This is a genomic window from Pseudoalteromonas sp. MQS005, assembly GCF_001661605.1.
Classification (GTDB): domain Bacteria; phylum Pseudomonadota; class Gammaproteobacteria; order Enterobacterales; family Alteromonadaceae; genus Pseudoalteromonas; species Pseudoalteromonas tetraodonis.
This window is the reverse complement of sequence record NZ_LYRQ01000038.1, coordinates 34,561-46,026: the sequence shown is the minus strand read 5'-3', so window position 1 is coordinate 46,026 and position 11,466 is coordinate 34,561. Positions and strand designations below refer to the sequence as shown.

12 protein-coding genes are annotated in these 11,466 nt (G+C 39.4%); 7 read left to right on the top strand and 5 right to left on the bottom strand.

Features of this window, described 5'->3' with window-relative positions:
- The first annotated feature begins 75 nt into the window (after positions 1-75).
- Positions 76-822: a glycosyltransferase family 25 protein gene (locus A9479_RS13535; RefSeq protein WP_064663672.1), complete on the top strand. Its 747-nt coding sequence runs from the start codon at positions 76-78 to the stop codon at positions 820-822.
- A 37-nt stretch (positions 823-859) separates the two neighbouring features.
- Here the strand turns inward: A9479_RS13535 and A9479_RS13530 are convergent, their stop codons facing one another.
- The 5 genes from A9479_RS13530 to A9479_RS13510 form a co-directional block, all read right to left on the bottom strand.
- Complete coding sequence (locus A9479_RS13530) at positions 860-1,279, bottom strand: group 1 truncated hemoglobin (RefSeq protein WP_064663671.1); 420 nt, start codon at positions 1,277-1,279, stop codon at positions 860-862.
- Positions 1,279-2,109, bottom strand: coding sequence for a DUF3034 family protein (locus tag A9479_RS13525; protein ID WP_064663670.1), 831 nt, complete (start codon positions 2,107-2,109; stop codon positions 1,279-1,281). The genes A9479_RS13530 and A9479_RS13525 overlap by 1 nt, the downstream gene beginning before the upstream one ends.
- A complete protein-coding gene (locus tag A9479_RS13520) occupies positions 2,099-4,414 on the bottom strand; it encodes an EAL domain-containing protein (protein WP_064663669.1) in 2,316 nt (771 codons plus the stop codon). The genes A9479_RS13525 and A9479_RS13520 overlap by 11 nt, the downstream gene beginning before the upstream one ends.
- Positions 4,404-5,069, bottom strand: a complete 666-nt coding sequence (locus tag A9479_RS13515) for a methylamine utilization protein (protein ID WP_064663668.1) — start codon at positions 5,067-5,069, stop codon at positions 4,404-4,406. The genes A9479_RS13520 and A9479_RS13515 overlap by 11 nt, the downstream gene beginning before the upstream one ends.
- Before the next feature lie 137 nt (positions 5,070-5,206).
- Complete coding sequence (locus tag A9479_RS13510) at positions 5,207-6,310, bottom strand: phosphoribosylaminoimidazolesuccinocarboxamide synthase (protein WP_028834510.1); 1,104 nt, start codon at positions 6,308-6,310, stop codon at positions 5,207-5,209.
- A 217-nt stretch (positions 6,311-6,527) separates the two neighbouring features.
- Between A9479_RS13510 and A9479_RS13505 the strand changes: the two genes are divergently transcribed.
- From A9479_RS13505 to A9479_RS13480, 6 genes are all read left to right on the top strand, one after another.
- Positions 6,528-7,562, top strand: coding sequence for a CDP-glycerol glycerophosphotransferase family protein (locus A9479_RS13505; RefSeq protein WP_064663667.1), 1,035 nt, complete (start codon positions 6,528-6,530; stop codon positions 7,560-7,562).
- A 6-nt stretch (positions 7,563-7,568) separates the two neighbouring features.
- Positions 7,569-8,255, top strand: coding sequence for an ABC transporter ATP-binding protein (locus tag A9479_RS13500; protein WP_064663666.1), 687 nt, complete (start codon positions 7,569-7,571; stop codon positions 8,253-8,255).
- Positions 8,252-9,499, top strand: coding sequence for an ABC transporter permease (locus A9479_RS13495; RefSeq protein ID WP_064663665.1), 1,248 nt, complete (start codon positions 8,252-8,254; stop codon positions 9,497-9,499). The genes A9479_RS13500 and A9479_RS13495 overlap by 4 nt, the downstream gene beginning before the upstream one ends.
- A 14-nt stretch (positions 9,500-9,513) precedes the next feature.
- Positions 9,514-10,014 (top strand): DUF3299 domain-containing protein, encoded by a 501-nt coding sequence (locus tag A9479_RS13490; RefSeq protein ID WP_028834506.1) that lies wholly within the window; start codon positions 9,514-9,516, stop codon positions 10,012-10,014.
- A gap of 74 nt (positions 10,015-10,088) precedes the next feature.
- Positions 10,089-10,589, top strand: a complete 501-nt coding sequence (locus A9479_RS13485; RefSeq protein WP_064663664.1) for a helix-turn-helix domain-containing protein — start codon at positions 10,089-10,091, stop codon at positions 10,587-10,589.
- Positions 10,586-11,440 carry an IS3 family transposase gene (locus tag A9479_RS13480; protein WP_231893572.1) on the top strand — a complete coding sequence of 285 codons (855 nt, stop codon included), beginning with the start codon at positions 10,586-10,588 and terminating at the stop codon, positions 11,438-11,440. Before A9479_RS13485 ends, A9479_RS13480 begins: the two co-directional genes overlap by 4 nt.
- Positions 11,441-11,466: the final 26 nt, after the last annotated feature.

The window sequence follows — 11,466 nt, the reverse complement described above, 5'->3', positions numbered from 1 at the left end:
ACATATACTGGATTTTTTAAATGAATCTATTTCGCTTAAAGACTATTAAGCTACAAACAATAAAATAATTAAAAAATGAAAACTTCGATATTTATTATCAACATGAAACCTTGTGAATCCCGTTGGTATGAGGTTCAAAAGCGACTTAAAGATCTTAATATAAGTGCTGAACGCTTTGAAGCTACTATTGGTAAAAATCTTGGTGAGCAAGAGCTCCTCAAATGGTATTGCCCGAAAAAGAATAAAAACTCATATCATCGCAACTTAACACTAGGAGAAATAGGTTGTTACATTAGCCATATGCGAGTCTGGGAGCATATAGTTACACACTCGATACCTATGTGCGTAATACTTGAGGACGACATTATAATTAAATCGCATTTAACTAATACGATTGAATCAGCAGAAAAATTAAAAAATTGGGATTTTATAAAACTTTCCGATAGCCGAGATTTAGCATTTATTAATACACACCCCCTTGAAAGTGAGTTTGTTTTGGGGAATTACCTTAAAGTCCCAAATGGAGCTCAAGGATATATATTATCTCTTGAGGGGGCTAAGAAACTTCTGCACAGAAAGCCATTTTTTAGACCTGTTGATGTTGATATACAGTTTCATAGTGAAGTTGGGCTCAATATCGTAGGTATTAAGCCATATCCAATTGCCACTAATAGCCAATTTGAAAGTGAAATAGCAAGGACAAATTCAGGTCGGCATTCTAATAAAAGTACATTTATTAGAAATTTAAAACACAGGTTAAACTTATATATGCAACGCAAAAAAATATCAGCTGATCTGTCAATTATAACTAGAAAGTTATAACTGAAGTTCAATATATTGGCTGCATGACTGCGACCTGTTAAATTTTAATAATTTCGCCACGCAGTGGCGCCATTTTTTCTAAAATTTTATTTTGCACTGTATGTGGAATATTTTGCTCATTCATTGCATTTATTAATAAATCGACAACGTGGTTAAAGTCTTTTTCGTTAATGTTCATACCAGTATGAATAGCAACCATAGAGTCACCTTTATATTCACAAGGGCCCTCCACCAGCGAACATAAGTGGCTAATAAATCCTTGTCGAAAATGGCTAATATTACTGTGTTCAAAGTAATGAAACACTTGTTTATCATTGCCTATTTGGGCAATAAAACTGTCAGTTAACTTTTCAAGCCCAGCTCGCTCGCCAAGCTGGTGATACAGAGAAGTGTTAGGTTGTGTTGTACACCCTGAAAGTAAGCTTAAACAACAAAAAATAAATACACTCAGTTTCATTACCAATACCCCGTAACCGATAAATACCAGCCGGTTTGTTTATCAACACCAGCAATCCGCCCTAAATCTAAATAGGCCGCAGTCAAACTCATATGCTTATTTGGTATCCACGCTATAAATAAATCACGCCAATCTTGTTCGCCTAACCCCAAGTTGTTGGCTTTTTGTCGATATTCAACACCAATGGCAAGTTCACGACTTACAAAAACTGCACTACTTGCTTCTAGCAAAATATGGCTGCCCTCATTATCCCCGCCATATCCTAACAGTCCTAGCTGATTGGCTTTACTGTAGCGGGTGGTCACATTCCAAAACCAGTTGTACCCAGCAAGTGCGCCCAAATGTAATTTACTAGCTGCTAGGTACACATCTGTACCACTGGTATTTTTTGCGCCAACTAACTTTGCTACTGTGCCATCCTCTAGTGATTTATGCTGTACCCCCATGCTTAGCTGTGGCCACTTACTGTATACAATATCACCGTATAAACGTACTTTTGCTCCAGTAATTGACTGCTCTATTTCGGTATTGAGCGCAGGCACATCAAACTGCTGCACCGCATAACTGAGCTCAACTCGATTGAATAGGTTAAGCTGCATGCCGCAGACATCAAGACGGTAGTCAGTAACATCAGCACGACTACAAAAACCATTAACAGCCCATTCGTCTTCACTGGCATACCCTGCTAATTGTGCCCAAGGAACTAATCCGCCCCCTGCACTGCCTTCAATTTGAGACACCCCAGGTGTTGCTAATAATTTCCCCGTAGCAGCCATACTTAACGCACTACAAAATGAGAGTGCCAAGGCGAATAATAACTTAATGTACACGCTGATATTCCTCTAACCATTGTTCTAATTGCTGCGCTTTTAAAGGGCGACTTAAATAGTAACCTTGCGCATGATCGCATTGCATTTCATGAAGCAATGATAAAGACGCTGCCGTTTCTACGCCCTCGGCCACCACTGAAAACCCAAGTTGGTGTCCAAGTGTGATTGACGAGCGCACTATGTATTGATCTTTTTGTGACTCATGCAAAGTTAAAATAAAGCATTTATCTAGCTTAAGCTCATCAATAGGTAACATTTTTAATCGCCCCAATGATGTTTGCCCGACACCGTAATCGTCTAGTGATATTTTAACACCGATAGTTTTTAAGTTCTCTAACGCTTTGATACCTTGAGCTTCATTTTCGATCATATCGCGCTCCGTCAACTCAATAGTGACAGAACTTGGGCTTACATGATATTTCTTTAAGGTCGCGACCAACAAATTATGAAATCCCGCATGCGCAATATCTTGGGCTGACACATTAATGGCGGCCTGTAAGTGAATCCCTTTTTTATACCAATCGGCTATTTGCGCAATAACTGTATCGACAACCCAGGCAGTTAGTTCCACAATTAATCCTGACTGCTCAGCTAAATCAATGAACACTTCAGGCGGAACCCAGCTCCCATCATCACGTTGCCAACGAATAAGTGACTCAACCTTATCAATTTTCTGACTTTTAATATTCAACTTAGGCTGATAAGTCATAAACAGTTGCCCGTTATCATCATCAATCGCTTGTTTGAGCTCATCAAGCATGATTAAACGGTCTAAGTGCGCCTCATCTTCACCATCTTGGTAGTAATGTAAGCTTTGTTGGCTTGTTGTAGCCGCATCAACAGCAATAAGTACACGCCGCATTAAATCGTCCGCTTTAACGCCTTGTCCTGGGTACTGCACAATCCCAGCGTTAAAACGCAAACTTATTTTTAAGCTTTTAATCTGATAAGGTGCCTGTAATTGCTCAATCAAATCGGCTACAGCACATTTTACTTGGTCAGCCTCCACACTGGGGTAAATCGTTAAGAATTCATCGCCACCAATTCGCGCATGAAAACCACCTAGCTCATCAGAAAATTGACGAATACGGTTTGCCACTGCAATTAAACATCCATCCCCTACTTGTGGACCAAGCTTGTCGTTTATGTGTCTTAAGCCTTTTATATCAATAGCAACAAGCGTGTAGCGCTTATCTTTCGTGAGTTGCTTTGCTAATAAATCCAACATGGCTGAACGATTATAAAACCCCGTTAAGGTATCGTGATGTGCTTGAAAACTAATTTGCTGCTCACGCTTATTAATATCATTACCCATGTTATTAAAGGCGCTGACTAGCGTTGCTATTTCGCTGCTTTGTTTTTTACCTTCAAATTTAAAACGGTAGTCACCTTTAGCAAATTGCCTTGCGATAACCGCTAACTGTGTAAGTCCGCTGGTTAAGTTATTGGCCAGCAAACTACTGGTGATCACACCAAATAACATGGTTAACACGGCCAATGTAACTAGCGTTAGCAATAGTTGCTCAATATCTCGATAACTTGAGGTTAAATCAGCACTTAGTAGTAGGGTTATCGGATGCGATTGTAAAGATGGTAAAGCTATTTGTTGATTTTCATAGGCCAAATATTCAGCAAAAAAACGAGCTGTAGTTTTATTTTCAAAGTATTCTATGGGTTGAAATTTTTCAGGTTGAGGTGCAAACGAGCTTGCTGCAAAACTATCTAATTGCGCAACAAAACTAACCTCCATTCCGGTTAATCTTTTTAGCTCAGTAGCCACTGCAGATGTTATTTTAAATCCGACCAAACTGTAAGCTATGGTTCTGGGAGTTTTAACGGGCAATAAAATCACTTGGTACAGCTGGTTATTTAACACCACAAAGCTCGATTGCTCAGAATTATTTAATAACTCATCCATTAAGGGCTGTAGGTTATCGGCAAAATTTTGTGCATTAACATTAGCTGATACTAACCGCCCTGATAAATCGAGCAACAGCATAAGATCCGCATTGATCCGTTGACTGTGGTTGTATAACACACTGCTAATAGTGGCGGCATCACGAGTTGCAACCGCTTGCTTAAAACCAAAATCAGCGGTTAACACCTTTGCGGCTGTTAATAATAAGCTCTCTTTTGATTTTAAATATTGTTTATAAACGCTTTGCGCAACCGTTATATTTTGCTGGACTTTTTCTGCCTGAAACTTACTCGTAGACCACCAAAAACTCACTAAACTGAGTAAAGTTGTAAGTAATACCAAGCCAACGCAAAGCGTTGTAATACGACTGCGTAAATTATTGGCCATTGCCTTCCCTAAATTGACTGCCAAAGGTATTACGTGGTGCAGGGGTAGATGTATTTATAGTTATTGATAACGGGCTGGTTGATTCTATATTAAACTGTTTTTTATTATCCAAGGGAGCTGTTTGCAGTGAATGCCAAACACTGGCTTGCACAGGAAAAGTGTCTACTTGCAGCTTTATCAGGCCTTGCTCGTTACTGGTATACACATGATTACTGTTAGCGACATAAATATAGCCCACCATGGAGTCATGAATATTGCAGCCTAGAACAACAACACCTTGATTATCAAACTTAATAGGTTCTTCTGGCTGGCCAGAATAAAGCTTTAATTGAAAAGGTTTAGCTTTTGAAAAAGAATAAACATGGTGGCGAATATTATCGCTATTTGGAAAGTCGACGTACTGACCTTGGTGCACAATAAGCAACTCTGGAGAAAACTGTTTATCAACTTGATCCATTACCGCTGTGGGTAAATTGCCCGAAGTTTTTGAAGAAGGTAAATGATTTATTTCTACGACAGCATTAGGCAATACTTGGTCATGCTGATCTTTAATAACCAAATTAATGGTATTACCAAAAGCCGATACACTAAACAATACACCCAGTACTAATAAATAACGACGTTTTGCAATAACTTGCCATGCTCGCTCTAACATAACCACACCCAAAAATTCACCATAGGTTAAGTTAATTAGAGACGAGCACTAATTGCAAGAAATATAGCTCAGTTACTTAAAATAAATACTTTTTTATTAGTTAAAATGAGCTTTGCTATATCTGTCTACTTACTACGTTATTTAACGATTAAACCGTAATCAGCATCTAAAATAGCAATCACTTCTTGGCGCGGATCATTAGGTATAATAATCTCTTTACCAATAATTTTGCTCGCGATGCCCACATAAGTGTCAGACACTTCAAGCATTACTGACTCAGGTAAAATATAATCTTTTGCTAACTGCTCACGCTCAGCCATACGGTCTTTATTTAATAACACATCGCTCTCTGGCACGTTATTAATTAATAGTTGACGGAAACCTTCTTTTGAGTTTTCAACAATTTTGCCATCTTTATAAGATGCTTCATCCCAAATACGTGATGAATCGGGTGTCCCTACTTCATCAATATAAATAAGTTGCTGCGCACCATTTAAATCTTCTACGTAACCAAATTCAAATTTAGTATCAACAAAAATTTGCCCGAGCTTAGCTAACTCATTACTAATTAGCTCGAACCCTTCTACCAATAATTTTTCGTATTTGGCGACATCGTCAGCCGATTTAAAATTAAAAACATCTAAGTTATTTGTAATATTCTCACGCGTAATATTTACATCATCAACAGCAGGAATATCAGCCACTCCTTCAATAATGCCTTTAGTAGAAGGAGTAATAAGCACCTGTGCAAGCTTTTGATTCGCTTTTAAGCCTTCAGGAAGTTGTAAACCACAAAAGTGTCGTTCGCCTTTGGCGTAGTCACGCCACATACTGCCGGTAATATATTGACGAGCAATCGCTTCAACTTTAACTGTACTGGCTTTACGAACAATCCATACATAAGGATGAGGAATATCAACAATATGATTGCCAGCCAAACCAGCTTCATCAAACATGTTAAACCAATGAGCGGCCACTGAGTTTAATGCAATCCCTTTACCAGGCACGCCATTTAGCCCATTTTCACCTTGCCATATGCAATCAAAAGCAGAAATTCTGTCTGAAATAACCATAATGGCAAGTTCAGTATCGGCAGGTACGTTATAGCCTTTTTCATTTATTAAGCGTTTACTATCTGCATCGGTTAACCAATAAACTGAACGCACTTTACCACTGTGTACTTTACCTTTGGTACGAATGGGTAAGTCATCGTTTACGTCTAAAACTTTATAGCTAGTCATGCTATCTCCGGGGTTTGGCATGCTCAAAGAGCAAAGTATGGAATTGGGGTTAGGCGCTCTATAATAATCTAGCCAACCACAAAGCTCAATCTTAGGCTAAAAACAAATCATCTCAGTATATTTATCTAGCTAGCACATTGGGGTAAACTTGAATGATTACTTGCCCTAAGGAGCTAGCTTGAACTATTTAACTGCCACTAAGAATAAGAAATATTTAATGTATATTTCTCAAAATTATTCCTACGCTATTTTAAGACCTTTGCAAGCAGAAATATTAGCTCAAGGAGGGGAAGTTAAATGGTTTTTAGAAGGCGATAATGTTAATCCTGACTTTCTAAAAAGTGATGAAAAAACGCTAAGCTCCATCCACGAAATAAATCAATGGGCGCCTGACGCAACCTTTGCACCAGCGAACTCCATCCCTACATTTTTTCCCGGAAAGAAAGTGGCTGTTTTTCACGGCTTTGATGCTGGAAAGCTAAATAAAAAAGGCCAAAACGATCACTTTAAAGTGCGGGGCTGCTTTGATTTATATTGTACACAAGGCCCAAATACAACGGCTCCATTTACGGCGTTACAAAAAAAATTGGGTTATTTTAAGGTAGTAGAAACAGGTTGGCCTCCCCTAGATCAATTTTTTAACGGTAACTCAAAGCCTAGCCACATTGATGAAACAGACTCTCGCCCAACAGTATTGATCTGCTCTACATTCTCAAAACGCTTATCTCTTGCACCTAAACTTTATGAACAAATAAAACACTTTAGTGAAAGCGGTAAATGGCGACTCTTAGTTCAGTTTCATCCTAAAATGGCACAAGAGTGGGTTGATAAATACAAAGCGTTAAGTAATGACAATCTAACCTTTGTTGAAACAGACAATGTTATTCCTTTATTACAATCTGCTGATGTAATGCTTTGCGACACTTCATCCATATTACTGATGTTTTTGGTACAACGAAAACCAGTTGTAACGTTTTGCAATAAAGCACCTGAAAAACACTTACTGGATATTACTGATAAAAATAACGTTGAAGCCGCAATAGACTCCGCACTAACTTACCCAAAAGAACTTGTGGATAATATTGAAGCTTTTTGCCAAGAATTACACCCATACACAGATGGTAAATCAAGCCAACGAGTACTTTGCGCAACCAATGAACTGTTGCATAGTGATGAAAAGCTCAAAGCAAAACCGCTTAATTTTATTAGACAATTTAAAATGCGCAAAAGACTTAACTATTGGAGTTGGTAAGCCGTTATGATCAACCTTGAAAATGTCTCTTTCAAATGGCAAAAAAGCGCAGTCACCCCGACTCTCGCTATTAAGCAGCTTACGATTAATGCCGGGGAACATGTTTTTTTACATGGTCCAAGCGGTAGTGGTAAATCTACCTTACTAGCGCTACTAGCAGGCATTAATGTAACCACTAGCGGCCAACTTTGTGTTTTAAACCAAAACCTAAGTGCGCTCACCAACGCACAGCGCGATGCATTTAGAGCTGATCATATTGGCTATATTTTCCAAAACTTTAATTTACTACCTTATTTAACCCCATTAGAAAACGTGTGTTTAGGGTGCCAATTTTCGAAAAAGCGTCAGCAACACGTGCTCAGCCAAGCCGATAATTTAGAGAGTGAAGCAGCCAGATTACTCAATGCACTGGGGTTAGAGCCGCACTTTCATAATCAAAATGTTGCCACTTTAAGTATTGGGCAACAACAGCGTGTTGCTGCAGCACGCGCATTTATAGGCAGCCCTGAACTTATTATTGCCGATGAGCCTACTTCAGCACTTGATACCCAAAATCGTGAAAGCTTTATTAAGCTGCTATTTGAACAAGCAAAAAAAAGTAACAGCACGCTTGTTTTTGTCAGTCACGATGAAACATTAAAGCCACTCTTTAGCCGCACAATCGACTTAGTAAGTTTACAAGGTGATGTATGATTTTATTTAAACTTGCCTATAAAAGTTTGCTCAATAGACGTGCCAGCGTATTACTGACATTGCTCACTATTGCGATTAGCGTCATGTTATTACTCAGTATTGAGCGAGTTCGCGTAGATGCTAAAAGTAGTTTTAGTAATACCATTTCGGGTACCGATTTAATTGTTGGCGCACGCACTGGCGATATTCAATTACTCCTCTCCTCGGTATTTAGAATTGGCCATACCAACAATGGGGTGAGTTGGCAAAGCTATCAATACATAACAAAACAGCGCGGGGTTAAGTGGAGTATTCCTATCAGCCTTGGAGATAGCCACAAAGGCCAAGCAGTCTTGGGCACCACACTCGATTATTTTAAGAACTATCGATTTGCTAAAAAACAGCCCTTAGCATTTGAACAAGGGCAGGCTTTTTCTAGCATCAATGAAGTTGTTATAGGTAGTGAGGTTGCAAAAAAATTAGCTTATCAAATTGGTGATGAAATCGTTATTTCTCATGGTATGGGCAATACTAGCTTTCATCATCATGACGATAACCCTTTTAAAGTGGTTGGTATCTTAAAGCCTACCGGTACCCCGGTGGATAAAACCTTGCATGTGCCACTGGCGGCAATTGAGCTGATCCATGGTGGCGGCCATCATGATCATGACGATCATCATGATCACTCGAGCCATGCATTAATTGGGCACCCAAAACAAATTACCGCCTTTTTAATGGGCTTCGACTCACCGCTTTATACGCTACAAATTAGGCGCAACATTAACCAATATAAACAAGAGCCTCTATTAGCGATTATGCCCACAGTCACTTTAAAAGAGCTTTGGGAAATGCTGGCAATAATAGAAAAAATACTGCTGTTATTTTCATTTGTGGTGGTCATTATTAGCTTGCTCGGTATGTTAACCACATTACTTGCTAACCTTAATCAACGCCGCAGAGAACTGGCAATACTGCGTTCTGTGGGTGCCCGCCCTTGGCAATTATTTTCGCTGATCAGTATGGAATCACTGCTTACCACCTTTTTAGGTTGCTTAGTAGGTTGCACTCTATTTTATGCGCTTATGGGTACGACCGCGGGTTACTTACAAAGCCAAGCTGGAGTGAGTATTAATATCAGCATGCTCTCTGACTATGAACTCACTTTGATTGGCGTTATTATGGCTGCGGGATTTATTATTGGCTTGATCCCCGCTACACGCGCTTACTTTTATTCTCTCAGTGATGGTATGAGTATAAAAATATAAACTTTAGGATGATCATGACGTTGTTTAAAGTAACTACACACTCTTTAATGCTATTAAGCGCAGTGCTAATTAGCTTTGCTAGCATTGCAAATCCACCCAAGGAAATTTTTTGGGAAGACCTCATACCCGAGGGCCATGTACAAATAGATACTCAAGCACAAGCTAATCACGAAGGCAGTGAACAAAACTGGGTGCAACCTGATTTAGACGCGCCAGTTGTTAAAGCACTTGATGGGCAGTCTGTTAGCTTACCTGGTTTTGTTGTACCTCTTGAAGGCGATAGCGAACTTATCACCGAGTTTTTATTAGTCCCTTACTTTGGTGCCTGTATTCATGTGCCACCCCCGCCGCCAAATCAGCTGGTTCATGTGACCATTAAAGGCGGTGTTCCTATCGATAGCTTATACGATGCGATTGTTGTAACGGGTATTATTAAAACGCAAACTTGGTCTGGCGAAATCGCCCAAGTAGGTTACACAATGCAAGCTGTCGGTGTTGCTCCTTTTGAGCTTTAATTCTTAAAATAAAAACCGCGTAAAAATGAAGTGACCCCCAATAGTTGGACATTCCAATTACTGGGGGTCTTTTTATGTCCAAACATCACCGAGCTTTCAAGCTCAAAATAGCTGAACTCGCTTTGTCTGAAAGCTCTTCGGCGGTAAGTAACAGATTTAATGTTACAGATAGGCAGGTCCGATATTGGACCGCTATTTATCGAATTCATGGCGCTGAAAGCTTCAGGTCTGTTCACAAACCTTATTCTCTAGCATTTAAGGCTGAAGTGTTAAAAACGATGACAGCAAACAGTTGGTCACTCGGTTATACCAGTGCTTTCTTCGATTTATCGTCCCCAGGCATTCTCTTTCAATGGCAAAAGCTTTATGCTCGTGATGGTATATCCCGTCTTAAACCACAGAAAAAAGGTAAGCCATTCATGACAAATAATTCTTCTTCATCAAAACTAGTAGAGCAAATGACTGAGGAGGAGTTACGAGAAGAATTAGCATACTTACGAGCTGAGAATGATGTGCTAAAAAAGTTAGAAGCCTTGGCTCAAGCCAGAAAGAAAAAAGCAAAGACAAAACGATAGTCGTCGAAGAGTTCAAGGCAAAGCATAGCTTACGACACCTTTTAAAGGCTACAGGGCTGCCAAAGAGTGTTTACTATTATCATCGCACTACTTGTAAGCAACCCTGTGCAAGCAATGATTTACTGGTAAAAATACGTGATATTTATCACGCGCATAAAGGGCGATATGGCTATCGCAGAATTACGAGTGCCCTGAGAGCAATGGGGGTACTTGTTAATCATAAGCGCGTTCAACGGTTGATGAATGAGTTAGGGCTCAAGTCAAAAGTAAGGCCTAAGCGCTATAAATCCTATAAAGGTGAAGTGGGTAAAATCGCAGAAAATACGCTTAACCGCGAGTTTACAGCGCAGAAGCCAAATCAAAAATGGGTGACGGATGTGACGGATGTGACGGAGTTTAAAGTGGATAATGAGAAGGTATATCTATCGCCTATGATTGACCTATTCAACCAAGAGGTAATCAGTTACGAAGTCAGAAAATCCGTTGCACTCCCTTTGGTAACTGACATGCTTAAAACAGCAACTGCTAGGTTGAAGCCAAATGAAAAGCCAGTTGTACACTCAGATCAAGGGTGGCAATATCAAAACAAACAATATCAAAATCACCTTAAGGAAAAAGGATTGCAACAAAGTATGTCTAGAAAAGGAAATTGTTTAGATAATGCGGTTGCTGAGAACTTCTTCGGCATATTGAAGAGTGAGATGTACCACAACGAAACGTTTAAAGACGTGAATGATCTTATTGAAAAAATTAAAGAATATATCCACTATTACAACAATGAGCGTATTAAACTGAAACTAAAAGGCCTGAGTCCGATACAGTATCGAAATCAGGCCTTGGCAGCCGCTTAGAAATGAGTCCAACTTTATGGGGTCAC

Bases quoted from the DNA above. Each gene is read 5' to 3' on its own strand.
- A9479_RS13535 (WP_064663672.1), top strand. From the start codon at position 76: ATGAAAACTTCGATATTTATTATCAACATGAAACCTTGTGAATCCCGT.
- A9479_RS13530 (WP_064663671.1), bottom strand. From the start codon at position 1,279: ATGAAACTGAGTGTATTTATTTTTTGTTGTTTAAGCTTACTTTCAGGG.
- A9479_RS13520 (WP_064663669.1), bottom strand. From the start codon at position 4,414: ATGGCCAATAATTTACGCAGTCGTATTACAACGCTTTGCGTTGGCTTG.
- A9479_RS13515 (WP_064663668.1), bottom strand. From the start codon at position 5,069: ATGTTAGAGCGAGCATGGCAAGTTATTGCAAAACGTCGTTATTTATTA.
- A9479_RS13510 (WP_028834510.1), bottom strand. From the start codon at position 6,310: ATGACTAGCTATAAAGTTTTAGACGTAAACGATGACTTACCCATTCGT.
- A9479_RS13505 (WP_064663667.1), top strand. From the start codon at position 6,528: ATGTATATTTCTCAAAATTATTCCTACGCTATTTTAAGACCTTTGCAA.
- A9479_RS13500 (WP_064663666.1), top strand. From the start codon at position 7,569: ATGATCAACCTTGAAAATGTCTCTTTCAAATGGCAAAAAAGCGCAGTC.
- A9479_RS13495 (WP_064663665.1), top strand. From the start codon at position 8,252: ATGATTTTATTTAAACTTGCCTATAAAAGTTTGCTCAATAGACGTGCC.
- A9479_RS13490 (WP_028834506.1), top strand. From the start codon at position 9,514: ATGACGTTGTTTAAAGTAACTACACACTCTTTAATGCTATTAAGCGCA.
- A9479_RS13485 (WP_064663664.1), top strand. From the start codon at position 10,089: ATGTCCAAACATCACCGAGCTTTCAAGCTCAAAATAGCTGAACTCGCT.